Source organism: Mucilaginibacter sp., assembly GCF_028288225.1.
Classification (GTDB): Bacteria; Bacteroidota; Bacteroidia; order Sphingobacteriales; family Sphingobacteriaceae; genus Mucilaginibacter.
Window position 1 is genome coordinate 66,346 of record NZ_JAQBOC010000018.1, and the last position, 15,538, is coordinate 81,883.

Annotated in this window: 16 protein-coding genes; 4 read left to right on the forward strand and 12 right to left on the reverse strand. The window is 39.9% G+C overall.

The window, feature by feature from the left end; genetic code table 11:
* Positions 1-3 precede the first annotated feature (3 nt).
* The 5 genes from JWQ54_RS05825 to fdhD form a co-directional block, all read right to left on the reverse strand.
* Positions 4-867: a fumarylacetoacetate hydrolase family protein gene (locus JWQ54_RS05825; protein ID WP_299581542.1), complete on the reverse strand. Its 864-nt coding sequence runs from the start codon at positions 865-867 to the stop codon at positions 4-6.
* A gap of 153 nt (positions 868-1,020) precedes the next feature.
* Entirely contained in the window at positions 1,021-1,578 is a 558-nt protein-coding gene (locus tag JWQ54_RS05830) for a histidine phosphatase family protein (RefSeq protein WP_299581544.1), read from the reverse strand.
* Positions 1,579-1,618: 40 nt separating this feature from the next.
* Positions 1,619-3,943, reverse strand: a complete 2,325-nt coding sequence (locus JWQ54_RS05835) for an FdhF/YdeP family oxidoreductase (protein ID WP_299581546.1) — start codon at positions 3,941-3,943, stop codon at positions 1,619-1,621.
* A gap of 2 nt (positions 3,944-3,945) precedes the next feature.
* A complete protein-coding gene (locus tag JWQ54_RS05840) occupies positions 3,946-4,296 on the reverse strand; it encodes a hypothetical protein (protein WP_299581548.1) in 351 nt (116 codons plus the stop codon).
* Positions 4,280-5,143 carry a formate dehydrogenase accessory sulfurtransferase FdhD gene (gene fdhD, locus JWQ54_RS05845; protein WP_299581550.1) on the reverse strand — a complete coding sequence of 288 codons (864 nt, stop codon included), beginning with the start codon at positions 5,141-5,143 and terminating at the stop codon, positions 4,280-4,282. The genes JWQ54_RS05840 and fdhD overlap by 17 nt, the downstream gene beginning before the upstream one ends.
* 158 nt (positions 5,144-5,301) lie before the next feature.
* Between fdhD and JWQ54_RS05850 the strand changes: the two genes are divergently transcribed.
* Positions 5,302-5,544, forward strand: coding sequence for a MoaD/ThiS family protein (locus JWQ54_RS05850; RefSeq protein WP_299581552.1), 243 nt, complete (start codon positions 5,302-5,304; stop codon positions 5,542-5,544).
* 103 nt (positions 5,545-5,647) lie between these two features.
* Positions 5,648-6,067: a molybdenum cofactor biosynthesis protein MoaE gene (locus JWQ54_RS05855; RefSeq protein ID WP_299581554.1), complete on the forward strand. Its 420-nt coding sequence runs from the start codon at positions 5,648-5,650 to the stop codon at positions 6,065-6,067.
* Between the two features lie 58 nt (positions 6,068-6,125).
* On the opposite strand, the gene JWQ54_RS05860 is transcribed toward JWQ54_RS05855, so the two are convergent.
* The 5 genes from JWQ54_RS05860 to moaA form a co-directional block, all read right to left on the reverse strand.
* Entirely contained in the window at positions 6,126-7,187 is a 1,062-nt protein-coding gene (locus JWQ54_RS05860) for a HesA/MoeB/ThiF family protein (protein WP_299581556.1), read from the reverse strand.
* Positions 7,184-8,371 (reverse strand): NTP transferase domain-containing protein, encoded by a 1,188-nt coding sequence (locus JWQ54_RS05865; protein WP_299581558.1) that lies wholly within the window; start codon positions 8,369-8,371, stop codon positions 7,184-7,186. Before JWQ54_RS05865 ends, JWQ54_RS05860 begins: the two co-directional genes overlap by 4 nt.
* Positions 8,331-8,801: a cyclic pyranopterin monophosphate synthase MoaC gene (gene moaC, locus JWQ54_RS05870; protein ID WP_299581560.1), complete on the reverse strand. Its 471-nt coding sequence runs from the start codon at positions 8,799-8,801 to the stop codon at positions 8,331-8,333. Before moaC ends, JWQ54_RS05865 begins: the two co-directional genes overlap by 41 nt.
* Positions 8,802-8,925: 124 nt before the next feature.
* Positions 8,926-10,119: a molybdopterin molybdotransferase MoeA gene (locus tag JWQ54_RS05875; protein WP_299581561.1), complete on the reverse strand. Its 1,194-nt coding sequence runs from the start codon at positions 10,117-10,119 to the stop codon at positions 8,926-8,928.
* Between the two features lie 26 nt (positions 10,120-10,145).
* On the reverse strand, positions 10,146-11,135 hold the full coding sequence (gene moaA, locus JWQ54_RS05880) for a GTP 3',8-cyclase MoaA (protein ID WP_299581562.1): 990 nt from the start codon (positions 11,133-11,135) through the stop codon (positions 10,146-10,148).
* Between the two features lie 207 nt (positions 11,136-11,342).
* On the opposite strand from moaA, the gene JWQ54_RS05885 reads away from it, so the two are divergent.
* Positions 11,343-12,506 (forward strand): XdhC family protein, encoded by a 1,164-nt coding sequence (locus JWQ54_RS05885; RefSeq protein WP_299581563.1) that lies wholly within the window; start codon positions 11,343-11,345, stop codon positions 12,504-12,506.
* Positions 12,507-13,097, forward strand: coding sequence for a nucleotidyltransferase family protein (locus JWQ54_RS05890; RefSeq protein WP_299581564.1), 591 nt, complete (start codon positions 12,507-12,509; stop codon positions 13,095-13,097).
* Positions 13,098-13,229: 132 nt separating this feature from the next.
* Here the strand turns inward: JWQ54_RS05890 and JWQ54_RS05895 are convergent, their stop codons facing one another.
* The gene (locus JWQ54_RS05895) at positions 13,230-14,408 is read right to left on the reverse strand and encodes an aldose epimerase family protein (protein ID WP_299581565.1); all 1,179 of its coding nucleotides are present in this window, start codon (positions 14,406-14,408) and stop codon (positions 13,230-13,232) included.
* Positions 14,409-14,450: 42 nt separating this feature from the next.
* Positions 14,451-15,518, reverse strand: coding sequence for a 1,4-beta-xylanase (locus JWQ54_RS05900; protein ID WP_299581566.1), 1,068 nt, complete (start codon positions 15,516-15,518; stop codon positions 14,451-14,453).
* Positions 15,519-15,538 lie beyond the last annotated feature (20 nt).

The following is a 15,538-nucleotide window of genomic DNA, read 5'->3' on the forward strand; positions in this document are numbered from 1 at the left end:
AATTTATGGTTTATGTTTTGGGTTTAAGGCTATGGTATTTACAAGTGTACCAATTTTATCAATACTGATCTCCACTTCATCACCAACATTCAAAGTAAATTCACCGGGCGGCACAAGGCAGGTACCTGTCATTAGATAACAGCCATAAGAAAAATCGCATTCGCTGTATAGATAAGATACCAGTTCATCAAATGATCTTTTTATGCGCGATACGGTCGTTTCATCATTATAAATAATGTTGCCATCACGTTTTATATTCAGTTTAATGGCAGTTTCACCCCCAATATGTGCTGAACTTACATACAAGCATGGCCCTAAGCCTGCGCTTTTTTCATATATTTTAGCCTGCGGCAAATAGAGGGCATTTTCCCCTTCTATGCTCCTGCTGCTCATATCATTGCCAACTGAATAGCCCTGGATCTTCCCTTTCGAGTTAATAAACAACGTAAGCTCGGGCTCAGGCACGTTCCAGGCTGAATCTTTGCGGATATAAACCTGCTGACCATGACCAGCAACCCGTGAGGCAGCTGCTTTAAAAAATAATTCGGGCCGCTCGGCATCATAAACTTTATCATACAAGCTCGCAGCTCCGGAGCTTTGAGATTCCTCCATACGGGCATCCCTGCTTTTTAAATAGGTAACCCCTGCTGCCCAAACTTCCTGCCTGCTTATTGGGGGTAAAATGGCATCAGTAGCTAACCACTCCAATTTTTCAGCAGCGGTTAATTGTTTTGCTTTTTTAGTTTTGGATACTAAATAACTTTCAAGATCGTCACGGTTTATCAATAAATCCCATGGTTCATCAATAATAAATGCCGTTTCGTTATGCTGAAGCAGGATGCCTTTAATTGTATTGTACAATTTCATGACCAAGTTTAAAGAAAATTTTCTTTAAATGTATACTATACAGTATTTAATTAGTTGACAGTTTTATTGAACAGTTGGGAGTTGGCTATGAGCGCTATAGAAATAGCGTTAATACTAATTTGTAAAAAAACTGTTATAAACTTTCAATATTTATTAAAACGGGCAACCTGCAACCGGTTTAAGCCCTTCTTTGTCCATAGTTAACACAGCTTTTCCGTTTGTGAAGGTAACAATCCAAATACTGTCAAAATCATCATCGGCCCATTTTAAGCCTTGTGCTTTTACGCCTAAAGCTTTAATAATATTATCCATAGCCTTATGTTCCCATACTACAACCACCGTTCCGGTTTGTGTTTCAAGGCTTTGCGCCAATGGCATAAAATCATCTACCCCGAATTTTGTATCGATAGCTAAACTATATTTTATAGCTAATGGACTTGCTGTTTGAAACATACGGGCATGGGAGGTTGATTTTTTAGGATTAAGCGCCGGAACATAAATCGTCCTGGGCACACCAAACTTACTTACCAGTACCTTTGGCAATTGCAATGACCTGTTCAATCCCTGGCAGTTTAAATTATCGCCTGTAACTTCTTTTTCGCCGTGGCGGACAAAAACAATTTTTAAATTGTTTGGCGGTTGGGCTTTAGCAGAAAAGTAAATGCCATTAACCATAAAAGCTAATGCAAGTACTAAAAAGAAATTTTTCATAGATTGATGTTATATAAATTATTTACAGGTAAAGGTGATGTTAATTTTGATTTTGAGGTACGTGTTTTTTTATTTTAATGAAGATAAGCTTTGAAGTAGGTGTGTTACTTTTTTTTGCCACACTATCAATAGGGATTAAAACGTTTGTTTCGGGATAATAAGTTGCAGTATTTCGTTCGGGAATATTGTAGGGCACCACAATAAACAGGCGTGCCACCCTTTCTCTTCCTCCGTGGTAATTAAACAGATCAACCTTCTCACCTTCCTGAAAGCCGGCCTTTTGAATATCTTTTCTGTTCATAAATATTACCCGTCGTTCGTTATGAATCCCTCTATAACGGTCATCCAGGCCATAAATGGTGGTATTAAACTGGTCGTGACTGCGGATGGAAGTCATCATATATTCATCATCCTGCAGTTTATGTTCGGGCAGTTCAGCAATTGTAAACGGCACTTTATCTCCAAAATCATCTGTTTCAAACTTACCTTCGCGTGCTGCATTTGGTAAATAAAATCCACCCGGCTTGCGTACCTGTTTGTTATAATCATCAAAACCAGGGATAACTTTTTCTATTATGTCCCGAACCTCATCGTAACTTTTGGCATATTTATCCCAGTCAATCACCGTACGATTGCCAAGAGTTGCTTTCGCTAGCTTACAAACTATCTGGTTCTCACTCATCAGATCATTTGAGATCGGGTTTAATACACCTTTAGACATTTGAATAACCCCCATCGAATTTTCGCAGCTTATAAATTGAACTTCACCACCCACAACATCTTTATCGCTTCGTGCAAGGGTAGGTAATATTATTGATTCTTCTCCATGCACCAAATGACTGCGGTTAAGTTTAGTTGAAACATTAACAGTCAGTTTCATTTTTCTTATTCCCTCAGCTGTATAAACTGTATCAGGCGCAGCCGAAAGAAAATTTCCTCCCATCGCAAAAAACACTTTCAGTTTACCATCATTCATAGCTTTAATAGTTTCAACCACATCATAACCATGTTCGCGTGGTGGTTCAAAACCGAAAACTTTTTTGAGCTTATCCAATTGTTTTTCATAAGGCTTATCATATATCATCATGGTGCGGTTGCCTTGTACGTTGCTGTGGCCGCGCACCGGACATAAACCGGCTCCAGGCTTCCCAATGCTACCTTTTAGCATTGCCAGGTTAACAATTTCTTTAATAGTATCTACACCATTTGTATGTTGTGTAATTCCCATGGCCCAGCATATAATTATCCGGCTTTTGTTTTTCAGCATATCAGCTGCTTCCCTTATCTGCCTCAAGGGTACGCCTGCAGCAATAGCAAGGTCCTCAATTTTATATTGATCCAGATGATGCAAAAAAGCGATATAGCCAACTGTTTTATTCTTAATATGCTCATGGTCAAAAACCGTTCCCGGACTTTCAACTTCGGCTGCGTAAAGCAGTTTTTCAATTGCTTTTAACAAGGCCATATCACCATTAATTTCAACCTGTAAGTACAAGTCAGCTAATTGAGTTGTAATACCCATTAGGCCCTTAACAGTTTGCGGATTTTTAAATCCCATTAAACCTGCTTCAAAAAGCGGGTTTATAGCTATTATTTTTGAGCCGTTTTCTTTTGCCTTTTGCAACGCAGTAAGCATACGCGGATGGTTTGTCCCGGGGTTTTGCCCCATAATGATGATTACATCCGTATCGTAAAAATCATTCAGGGTTACCGTTCCTTTACCGATCCCTATAACTTCAGCCAGTGCTGCGCTGGTTGACTCATGACACATGTTTGAACAATCGGGCATATTATTAGTACCAAATTCCCTTACAAACAGCTGGTAGGTAAATGAAGCCTCGTTACTGGTTCTTCCTGAGGTATAAAAAGCGGCTTCATTAGGTGATGCTAAAGCATTTAAGTGTTCGGCAATTTTTTTAAAAGCCGCGTCCCAGCTAATTGATTGATAATGTGTGCCGCCTTTTGGCAGGTATACCGGCTGTGCTATCCGGCCTTTTTTCCCGATCTCATAATCATTTAGCTTAGCAAGATCAGCAACGGCATTTTGAGCGAAGAATTCACCGGTAAGCTTTTTTGTGGTAGCCTCTTCAGCAAGTGCTTTTGCCCCGTTCTCACAGTATTCAGCAATTGGCGAGCGGTCATCATCAGGGTCGGGCCAGGCGCAACTTGAGCAGTCGAAACCGCCCTTCTTATTCATGCGGAATAATGCTTCCATACCGCGTACCATTCCCGCTTCCTCTACCACATCACTTAATGCAGCAGTTACAGCAGGGATTCCTGCCGCCCATATCTTAGGTTCAGTTACTTTTAAATCTAAAAGCTTTTCGGGGTTTTCTTCTGCCGGGTTTTCATTTTGCTTGTTCATAATTATTTCTCCGTTAAAGGATTTGGGTAATTATCGCTCTGATCTTCGGCTACACTATCCAGGCAAGTAAAATCTTTTTCAACCAGTAAGTACAGTTCGCCATTATTATTTTCAAAACCTACTTTATCGGTTTCAGCCAGTTCACTGATCATATTCCCGGGCATAAATAATGTAACAGTGTTATCATTAAATCCCGCAGATAGTTGGCCCTCATCCATAATTTTCAAAGCGTAAACAAGCTTTTGAGCGCCGAAATTTACGCTATCTTCAAGATATCCATTCTCAACCAAACCTGCTACATCCGAACGGGTAAGCCGGTACCTGACTGAATTACTTTTAATTCGAATTTTCATGTATTGGGAATAAAATGCGGTGATCCGCCGTATAAATATTAAAACGCTGGTTTCGTAAAAAACCGGCTAATGTTATATCAAATTCTTTAGCCAGCTCAACTGCCAGGCTGGATGGAGCGCCTACCGCTGCAATAATTTTAATGCCCGCCATTACCGCCTTTTGAACAAGCTCAAAGCTTGCCCGGCCGCTTAAAAGCAATAGGTGATTATTTAAGGGCAACCAGCTTTTTTTGAGCGCGGCGCCTATTAGCTTATCCAATGCATTGTGCCGCCCTACATCCTCCCGAACTAAAAGCAATTTGCCACCAAGATTGAATAAAGCCGAAGCGTGCAATCCGCCTGTTTCGGCAAAAACCTGCTGCTGATCTCTTAAAATTCCAGGCAATTTATGCAACAATTCGCTGTTAATTGAAGTGTTGTTTTCTTTTTGCTGAACAAAGGAACCCACAGTACGAATGGCATTGATAGAGCCTTTTCCGCACACGCCACAGCTTGATGTAGTATAAAAATTGCGTTCTGTATTTTGCAAATTTGGGGTTACGCCTTCATTTAACCTTACCTTTATCACGTTCTCCTTGTTCTCTGCACAGGCAATAAAACAATGGTCTATATTGGCTATATCATCAAAGTTTTTGATAATACCCTCCGTAAACAGAAAGCCTGCGGCAAGCTCTGCATCATTGCCCGGCGTGCGCATAGTAACCGAAACATTTTGAACTTTAGGTTCACCATTTAGTATAGATTCCAATCGGATCTCTAATGGTTCCTCAATAGCAAGAGCATCTGTAGCTTCAATGCTTTCAGCTTCGTTTACCTTTATTACCGGAATCCTTTTAATTGCAGACATGAGATTTGAGATATGAAACGTGAGATAAATATCTCATGTTTATTTCATTTTATTATATAAAAACGAATGTTGTTTAAGATTGTTTTTAGTTAAATATAAGTTCAAATATTTCAACCATGCAAAATGTATTTATAAGGATTTTACCTTAATTTTGAGGCATGAAGATTAAAATTCTGGCGTTTGGCATTGCAAAGGAAATATTCGGGGGTACGTCGGTTAATTTGGAATTAACAAATGATGCTACAGTTTATAATTTAAAATACCTACTTGAACAACAATACCCACGATTGAAACAGTTGGCATCGTACATGGTGGCTGTAAATAATGAGTATGCTTTACCTGGTGATAGTTTGCATGAAAGAGATGAGATTGCGATTATACCACCGGTAAGCGGAGGATAAAAATCGCTCAATTTTCCATTATATGTGTCCTCACAGAAAATCCGGAAATATAAATTAGTTGTCCGTGAGGACACAGACAACGGGGAACCTAATTATTAAGCTTTTGACTACACAAATCGAAATATTCTCCTCGCCCCTCAATATTCAATCCGCCATCGATTGGGTCATGTCGCCTGAATCAGGAGGGATAGATGTATTCATTGGCACAGTTCGCAATGCAACAAAAGGCAAAAGAGTTATCAAACTTGAGTTTGAAGCATATGAGCCAATGGCTATAGCTGAAATGGAAAAGATTGCCAAACAAGCTTTTGAGAAATGGCCGGTTCAAAAGGTGCTTATTCATCACCGCACCGGTGTGCTGGAAGTTGGGGAAGTACCTGTAGTTATTGCAGTATCAGCAGCTCACCGTGCCGCAGCTTTTGATGCCTGCAGGTATATTATTGATACTTTAAAGCAAACTGTACCGATATGGAAAAAAGAGATCTTTGAGGATGGGGAAGTTTGGGTAGCAGCGCATCCGTAGGCTAGAGATTAGAAACTGGGGATTAGAGATTAGTTCTTTTATGGTGATGAAGTTTCTTCTAATCTTCAAACTCCGGCCATTCTCTCAATCCGCCTTCTAAAGAAAATACATTAGCATTATGGAATTTACTTTTTACAATTTTTACAGCTTCGGCGCTTCGTTTTCCGGATGCACAATAAAAAACTGTTTTTGTATTTTTTGCGATCGACTCAATATGGGCAACTAAATCCGCTATAGGGATATGCTCACCTCCTATATTAAATGCTTCCCGCTCCTCTTCTGTTCTTACGTCTACAAGTTGGATTAAATTTTGAGCAATCTCTATTTTCAGATCAACAGCCGAAATGGTTGGAGAACTTACTGTTTCAATCAGCTTTGTTATATTAGTATGGGTTGCATCGCTAATCTTTATAATGCGGCTTTGCAGGGTTTGTGCGTCAAATACCAGAATTTTTCCGGCTAACAATTCACCAATTTGGGTTATATACTTAATAACCTCGTTTGCCTGGATACATCCGATTATACCGGCAATGGTAGGTATAACACCACCTTCTGTGCAATTTGGAATCTGTGAGGCGTCAACCTTTGGGAAAAGGTCGCGGTAATTGGGTGATCTCTTTCCGTAATCATCTATTACATTCCAAACTGCTACCTGACCTTCAAATTGGTAAATAGCCCCATAAACCAATGGAATACCTTTAATTACAGCAGCATCATTTAATAAATACCGGGTTTCAAAATTGTCTGTCCCGTCAACAATAATATCATAACCCGAAATAAGCTCCATAACATTCTGCGAGGTAATCCTTACATCATGCGGCACTAATTTTATTCCCGGGTTTTGTTTTTGCAGTCTATCACAGGCAACAACTACTTTCTTTTGCCCATGATCGGCTGGTGTATATAAAATCTGGCGATGTAAGTTAAGATCAGATATTGTATCAAAATCGGCAATTCCTAATGTACCAATCCCTTCGGCGGCCAAATATTGTGCAGCCGGGCAGCCAAGTCCCCCTGCCCCTACAACCAATACCCTCGAATTTTGCAACAGGTTTTGAGTTTGTTCATTAAAACCGGGCAAAGCAATCTGGCAGCTATATCTTAAAAAGTCTGGTTTCATTCTGCGGCTATTTTTTGATGCAATACTCTTTTTATTCGTTCAAGTTCGTCAGGGGTATTTACATTGGTAAGTGCTTCCGGATTTAAAGCATTCAGCAAAGTTACATCACTATTTATTAAAACCTTACGCGGACAAGAATACCCCTGTGCCAAAAACGACAATAATACCGGGTAACTCTTAGGCTCCCAAATGGTTATTAACGGTTCAGGAAATTCATCGGCAGGGCTTTGGTAAGCAGTAGCAACAGATGATACATCACGATAATCAACTAAATATTGCAAAGTATTTTCATCCATTAAAGGCAGATCACAGGCAATAACCAACCAGGCACTATCCGGTTTTTCCCTGAATGCAGATAAGATAGCGCCATAAGGGCCCAAATCACTAAAGGTATCAGTTAAACTTAAATATGCATTATCAATTTCTTTTTGCTGCTGGGCACGGCATGAAATGAATACATCTTTGCAAAACGTTCTTAACAGATCTGCCATATAATATCGTTGCTCCTTGCCATGCCAGTTAACTGCACCTTTATCAAAACCCATCCGCTGACTTTTACCACCTGCCAGCACTAATCCGTTTATTTCCGGTTTCGCCTGCTGCATTTGGGCCTTGAAAAATGCGGTTATGTTTTCAATATCATCAACCTTGTAAAGGGGAATTTGCGTCCAATTCGGGATTGCTTCCTTTATAAAATCAAAAACTTCATTTGTATTCTCTGCCAGTAAAAACATTTGTACATTGGTCAACTGATCTGTACGTTTTTGTAACGACGCCCTTTTATTTTCGCTAATGATAACCACCTGTGCCCTACATTGATGATGATTACCGTTTGCCAATACAACATCAACTGCTGCAAATGTATCCCTCAATTTAAAGCTGTTAAAATCAGTACTATAATTTAGCTGCCGGTGATTAATTTGATCGGTATAATCCAGGACAGCGCCATTTGCCAGGCGTCCGGGCATTACGGTAATATCATCGTTATGTGCAGTATCAATATAAGCGCATTTATAACGGGCAGATAAAGCATTAATTACCTGATCGGCCAGTAACTTTATTGCTGTACACGGCCCCCCAACTATTGCCCATTCATTCCTGTTAAATGTACCGAATGCAGGCCTGGCCAGCTTAGTATGTTTATTATGCTCTTTTGAAATCACGTTTACCTCCGGTTTTTTCAATCAGCTTTGTTTCTGTAATAACAATATCGTGGCTCATGGCTTTGCACATATCATAAACAGTTAAGGCAGCTATAGATGCTCCAATCAAAGCCTCCATTTCAACGCCGGTTTTAGCAGTTATACTCGCAGTGCACTCAATAACCACTTCCTGTTTTTCATTCAGACTAATGGCAATATTACAATTATCCAAACCCAGCGGATGGCACAGGGGAATGAGGTCACCTGTTTTTTTTGCTGCCATAATACCCGCAATTATCGCTATCTGAAACACTGAGCCTTTTTTTGTTTGCAGGTCGCCGTCAGTCAGGTGCGTCAATACTTCTTCAGGCAACGAAACTATACTACGGGCAACAGCTGTACGATGAGTAACGGATTTCTCTGTTACATCTACCATTGCAGGATTACCTTTATTATCTAAGTGTGTGATCATTTTTTGATTTCACTGATTGATTTTTGATTTCACAGATTTTTCTGAACCTTAATTTTTAAGATTAGAAGATTGCCTGATTAACCGTTAGGTATCTTATTCATCTTTTAATCCTGAAAATCATAGTTCAAAATTGCCATATCCTGAACACCTCTCCCTTTTTAAACTCATTTCTCTCCAAAGGTAATTCCATAAATGCATCTGCGTCGGTTAAGTTAGCAAAATCGCCTGACCCATTTCCTTCAACGGGAGTTGCTACTAACTGGCAATACTCGTTATAATGCAACTTTACCTGTAAGAAATATTTTAATGGGTGATGAAAGCTTACCCGGTTATTTAAAACAGCAAATAATTGCGGTCCTTGTTCTTTTCCGAGCGAAGCATTTAACCACGGTAAAAAATACCTGTGCAGGCACATAAAGGTAGCTACCGGGTTACCTGGAAATGCAAATACTAACGGCCGCTTATTATGTTTACCAAACCAAAATGGTTTGCCGGGCCGCTGCTGAACTTTATAAAAAAGCTGCTCAACCTTTAACTGTTCCAGGGTATGCGGAATATGATCAAACTTGCCCATTGAGATACCACCACTAAGTAATAGCACATCATAATTTTCGAGGCAGGTTTTTATTTGTTTCTTTATAACCTCCGGGTCATCAGGAAGGTGCAGCATATCGGCCTCTATGTGGTGCTGCTTCAAAACAGCTTTAACCGTATAATTATTTGATCGTCTTATTTGATATGGTGATGGGGTTTGATCTACTTCTACCAATTCATCTCCCGATGAAAGGATAGCAACACGAGGCAACTTCTTAACTCTTAATTCAGTTTCGCCAACTGACGCAATCATACTTATTAAAGCTGGCGTTATTATTTGACCTATACCGGCCACCTGATCATTATGTTTTTTGTCTTTCCCCTTATAGTGAATGTTTTGGCCTCTTTTTATCTCCTGGGTTACCAGTGTAGCCAAACCTGCCCGAAGCACAAGGTCTTCATAACGGACAATGGTATCTGCTGATGAGGGGAGCATCGCGCCGGTCATTATCTCAATACATTCATTATGCTCTTCAATATCAACAGGTTCATCACCGGCTGCCTGGGTTGCTTTAATTTTAAATGTGCTTATGCCGGCTTCAATAGCATTGTAATTAACTGCTATTCCATCCATTGTTACCCTGTTAAATGGCGGAAGGTCGCGGTCAGCCTTAATGTTTTCAGCCAACGTTCTTCCAAGGGCAAGCTCAAACGGGATAATTTCTGCACCGTAATCTGTTGCCTCTGCAAGAATTATTTTTTCGGCCTCTTCAACAGTAGTCATATCCCGTTTTTTATATTTTTAATTAATTAACCCCCTATCGTGGCCATTGACTCATGCACACCCTGGCTTTTGGCCCTTTGGCGTTCAGCCTCCCAACCATTCTTCGCCCTGCTGTTAAAAGTGTTTAACAACATCAGTTTTAAATTATCTTCGCTAATGCCTTGTCGTAACTGATCTTTAATATTCATCACCCCATTATCATAAAGGCAAGTTTTCAACTCACCTTCCGGAGTAATACGAATGCGGTTACAGCTTCCGCAAAATGTGCGGGAGTATGCGGCAATGATACCTATACTTCCCATATACCCCGGAACCTGGTAATTGTACGATGTTGAATACAGTGGGTCATCCAGCTTTTTTATATCAGCAAAAGCGCCCTTTATCTCCTCAAGAATGCGTATATAATCCCATTTTAGGCCTGTATACACATGATCGTCGCCATTAAATGGCATCTCTTCAATAAATCGTACACTCACGGGTAGTTTTTTCGTCAGTTCAATTAATGGAATAATGTCCTGGGTATTTTTACCATCCATCACTACCGCGTTTATCTTAACATCAATACCCTGTTTTAAAAGCTCGTCAAACGTTGCCATTACATTTGAAAATTCATCCCGCTTAGTGATGCTAAAAAATCTGCCGGCATCCAGCGTATCCAAACTAAGGTTTACTGAACTTACTCCTATTCTTTTTAATTCCGCAACATGCGGTGCAGTTAAAACGCCATTGGTAGTTAATGTTAGCTCCTTTAACCCCTGCAATTCAGAAAGCGAAGTCAAAAACTTCATGATGTCTTTGCGCACAAAAGGCTCGCCCCCGGTTATTCTTATCTTTTCAATACCCATTTTTACCAATAAAGAGCAGCTTTGCAGCATTTCTTCATAGGTCATGAGAGCTGATCGCGATAGCCAGTTCAACCCGTCCTCGGGCATGCAATAAAAACAACGCAGGTTACACCTGTCTGTTACCGCAAGCCGCAGGTAATTAATTTTCCGTCCGTGATTATCTGTTAACAATTATTTTACTTCCTATAAATTTTAAATAAAACGGCAATCATGCCAATTTGGTCTTGCCTGTGTAAAGGTAAATAATACAAGCTGGCACAATGTTTTTTAAATGTACTTTTTGTATAACATATTATTTACAAATTTATGAATTTATAAAGGGCAATTAATGCCAATATTTAACGTATTGACCTATATTTGTTAATAACATCATTCCGTTTGAAAGAATTACATGACATAATAAACGCATTTGATACCGCTGCTAAAGCAGGTAAGCAAACTGCTTTGGCTACAGTTGTGCTGGTTGAAGGTTCATCTTACCGGCGTGCCGGTGCACGCATGCTGGTTACAGAAGACGGTCAATTAACCGGGGCAATCAGCGGCGGCTGTTTGGAAGGCGATGCTTTACGCAAAGCCCGCCTGGCAATGGCCCAAAACAAACCTATGCTGGTTACTTATGATACTACCGATGATGACGATGCCAAATTTGGCGTCGGCCTGGGTTGTAATGGTATTATTCATATTCTGATAGAGCCAATATTTCCGGAGAATGAAAATTCTCCAATTAATTTATTCAAGCGTTTTTTAAGCAAAAGAGAGCCCGTAGTACTGATAACTTTATTTTTATTGAATAACAGGCAGGCATCTCAACCAGGTACCTGCTTATTAATGACGGCTGATGAATATACCCAGGGATCGATCCCTGATGATGAAATTAAAGATGTTTTGTTTACCGATGCAAAGGATGTATTAAAAAATGGCAATTCCGTAACCAAAACCTACGTTTACGGAAATGGATATACTTGTTTTATCGAGCTTTTGCAGCCAGCCGTTTCGCTGATAATTTTTGGCGCCGGTAATGATGCCATCCCAATGGTTCAGTTAGCATCGGTTTTAGGGTGGCATGTAACCCTGGTTGACGGCAGGGCAAATTATGCGGTACCGGAACGCTTCCCGCAGGCAAAAATGATAATTATTGCCAAACCAGACCAGGCCCTTTCCCAAATTACATTTGATGAACGAACGGTAGTTGTATTAATGACCCATAACTACAACTACGATATGGCCATGCTACGCCAGCTATTGCCACTGCAACTGCCTTATGTGGCTTCACTTGGCCCCAAAAAGAGATTACAACGAATGCTGGATGAACTGCAGGATGAAGGAATGAATATTACACCTGAGCAATTAAAAAGCATTTATGGTCCGGCAGGGATTGATATCGGTTCAGAAAATTCGGATGAGATAGCTTTATCTATAATTGCAGAAATACAGGCTGTATTAAATAAAAGATCAGTAAGTTCACTAAGAGATAAAACAGTTGTCCACAATCGTCATGCGGAGCCGGTTAGTCAGGTTGCTAAAATTAAATCCTTCAATTAAATGACCGGGATTATCATTCTAGCCGCAGGCATATCAGTCAGATTGGGCACACCCAAGCAAAACCTGGTTTATGAAGGCCAAACGTTACTCCAACGAACCATAAAATCGGCATTGGCTACCGTTTGCCATCCCGTTATTGTAATGTTAGGCGGAAATGCCGGAATAATAAAGCCCACTATTGAAAACTTGCCGGTTAATATAGTTTATAATGAGAATTGGCAGGAAGGCATGTCATCTTCAATACGCCTGGGGGTAGTGCACTTGCAGAAAAACCATGTTAAAATAAATTCAGTAATATTGATGCTTTGCGACCAGCCTTTTGTTGATGCGGAGTTACTCAATCAGCTAAAATTATCAACTACTAAAAAGAGTATCGTTGTATGTGCATATAACAGAGGAATCGGCCCACCTGCCTTTTTCGATAGCCATTATTTTCCTGAACTGCTTTTACTGCAGGGTAATGACGGTGCAAAAAATCTAATTTTAAAACATGAAACTCATATCACAACCGTCCCATTCCCGCTGGGAAATATAGATATTGATACCCTTGATGATTTTGAGCAGTTGAAGGATTTTGGCAAGGAAAATTAATCGGGTACCATATAAATCTCCGTGATCTCAGCGCATCCATAGCGTTCTCTGTGGTTATTTTTTACCGCAAAGTTCACAGAGGATGCACAAAGACCACTGAGAGTTTTGTCCCCTTTTTAAAATCTAAGATCTTTATTTTACAACCGAAAACTTATAGCTCGATTGTGTTTTATAAGTCTGCCCTGGTTTCAATAAAGTTGACGGAAATGATGGCTGATTTGGCGAATCAGGAAAATGTTGTGTTTCCAGTGCGAATGAAGTACGGTACTCATCTTTTTTTCCGCCTTTCATTGCATTAAGGCCTTTCATAAAGTTACCGCTATAAAATTGCAAACCCGGCTCTTCGGTAAATATTTCCATTTTTATACCACTTTTGTCCCCAATAATTGTAGCTATTGGTGTTGTAATATCATGTTTGTTCAGCACAAAGTTATGGTCATATCCTTTACCGTTCTTTAATTGCTGGTTGTCATCATTTATGCGGCTGCCAATGGTTTTTGGTTTGCCGAAATCAAACGGTGTATTGGCAACTGTTTCAATTTTGCCTAAAGGGATCAATGTAGAATCTACAGGCACGTATTTATCAGCATCAACCTGTAATGTATGATCCAATATGGTGCCGCTGCCTTCGCCATTCAAATTAAAAAATGCGTGGTTTGTTAAATTTACAACCGTTGTTTTATCTGTTGTAGCCTCATAATCACACTTAAGCGAATTATCATCAGTAAGAGAGTATGTTACTTTCACCTTTAAATTGCCGGGAAAGCCTTCTTCCATATCTTTTGACGCATAACTTAGCTCCAGGGTAGCCGGGTCAACCAGCTTTGCATCCCAAACCATTTCCTGGAAACCGTTTTTACCACCGTGAAGCATATTGGGGGCATTATTTATAGTTGATTGGTATTCTTTTCCATCAATCTTAAACTTGCCTTTAGCAATACGGTTACCGTACCTGCCAATGGTTGCTCCATAATAACGCTCTGTTGATTTCTGAAAACCGCCTACACTATCAAATCCCAAAACAACATCCGTTTGCTTACCATCTTTATCAGGCACTAATATGCTTACCACCCTGCCACCATAGTTGGTTATGGCGGCTTCCATACCGTTTTTATTTTTTAAAATATACAAGTGAGTTTGTTTCCCGTTAATAGTTTTTGCGTAGGCCGCTGTATCCGGCAAAGCCGCATGTGAAGTACTGTCGGTCATAGATGTTGTTTTTTTATTGGTTGAAGATTGGTTACAGGCCGCTACAGAAAGTATGCAGACAGGTAAAATAATTGCTGAGATGTTTCTAAATACAAGATTCATATAGTGGCAAATTTAATAATTGGTTTTATTTAGGTTTAATGGTTATTTACTGTTTAATTGTTTAATCAAATCAACTTCTTCCTGCTTAAACGGCTTTCCATCTTTACGAAAAATATCATGAAACCATACTTTTGGTTCAGCGCCATCAGGCATTGGCGTGTCCCAGGCATATATGGTATTTGTTTTACCACTAACAAAACCCCAGTTTATTGCGCCCACGTTTTCTTTTTTTAGCATTGGCATTGTATTTTCAAAAGTGCTGTTGCGCAGTCGGGCCATATATTCGGTACAGATAACCGGGCGGTTGTTCAATTTTAATAATTTCACCACGCGTTCATGCAATTCGGGCGAATCATAACAATGGTAAGTTATTACATCAGAATTTTGGATCTGTATTTTATTAAGCGTTTCCAGATTCCAGTTCCACATACCCGAGCTTACCGGCTGATCGGGGTTTGCAGCGTGTGCCCAGGCAAACACTTTTGGTAAAAGCCTTGATGATATTTTGTTTTTATCGCCATTGCCGGGTTCATTATATAAATCCCATAACAAAATGCGCTTATCATGTTTAAAGGATCTTAATATATCATCAACATAGGCTTTTAGTTCCAAAAAGTCAGCAGGTTTATTTAGCGGCTTTCCCGGATCCTGCATCCAGCCTGAATTATGGATGCCCGGCTTTGGTTCAGGTTGTTTGCCTGGTTTGGCGTTTGGGTTCCAGCAGTCGTCAAAAAACACAAAAATGGTTTGGATCTGGTGCTTGTCAGCGATAGCTAGATATTTATTCATCCTTGATTTAAACCCCTTGGGGTCTTCCTTCCAGGCAACGCTGTGCAAAAACACCCGCATGGCATTAAATCCAATACCTTCTGCATATCCTAACTCGCGATCGATTGTTTCAGGGTCAAAAGTATCTGCCTGCCACATTTCTAACTGGTTAATGGCAGTGCTTGGGGAAAAATTAGCACCATTTATCCACTTATGCTGTGCATACCAGGCGTTTGCTTTTTCGGCAGACCATACACCAGTTGCAATTGTTTTTTGTGCGATAAGTGTGGATGATGTAAATGTTAACAGTATCCCGAGTGCAAATAGACTTTTAAATCTCATATGTATAATTGTTTATTATT

What these genes read in the sequence shown, in the direction of transcription:
- JWQ54_RS05830 (WP_299581544.1), bottom strand. Translation starts at nt 1,578, where the DNA reads ATGAAAAATTTCTTTTTAGTACTTGCATTAGCTTTTATGGTTAATGGC.
- JWQ54_RS05900 (WP_299581566.1), bottom strand. Translation starts at nt 15,518, where the DNA reads ATGAGATTTAAAAGTCTATTTGCACTCGGGATACTGTTAACATTTACA.
- JWQ54_RS05840 (WP_299581548.1), bottom strand. Translation starts at nt 4,296, where the DNA reads ATGAAAATTCGAATTAAAAGTAATTCAGTCAGGTACCGGCTTACCCGT.
- JWQ54_RS05850 (WP_299581552.1), top strand. Translation starts at nt 5,302, where the DNA reads ATGAAGATTAAAATTCTGGCGTTTGGCATTGCAAAGGAAATATTCGGG.
- JWQ54_RS05860 (WP_299581556.1), bottom strand. Translation starts at nt 7,187, where the DNA reads ATGAAACCAGACTTTTTAAGATATAGCTGCCAGATTGCTTTGCCCGGT.
- JWQ54_RS05825 (WP_299581542.1), bottom strand. Translation starts at nt 867, where the DNA reads ATGAAATTGTACAATACAATTAAAGGCATCCTGCTTCAGCATAACGAA.
- JWQ54_RS05890 (WP_299581564.1), top strand. Translation starts at nt 12,507, where the DNA reads ATGACCGGGATTATCATTCTAGCCGCAGGCATATCAGTCAGATTGGGC.
- JWQ54_RS05875 (WP_299581561.1), bottom strand. Translation starts at nt 10,119, where the DNA reads ATGACTACTGTTGAAGAGGCCGAAAAAATAATTCTTGCAGAGGCAACA.
- fdhD (WP_299581550.1), bottom strand. Translation starts at nt 5,143, where the DNA reads ATGTCTGCAATTAAAAGGATTCCGGTAATAAAGGTAAACGAAGCTGAA.
- JWQ54_RS05835 (WP_299581546.1), bottom strand. Translation starts at nt 3,943, where the DNA reads ATGAACAAGCAAAATGAAAACCCGGCAGAAGAAAACCCCGAAAAGCTT.
- JWQ54_RS05895 (WP_299581565.1), bottom strand. Translation starts at nt 14,408, where the DNA reads ATGAATCTTGTATTTAGAAACATCTCAGCAATTATTTTACCTGTCTGC.
- moaC (WP_299581560.1), bottom strand. Translation starts at nt 8,801, where the DNA reads ATGATCACACACTTAGATAATAAAGGTAATCCTGCAATGGTAGATGTA.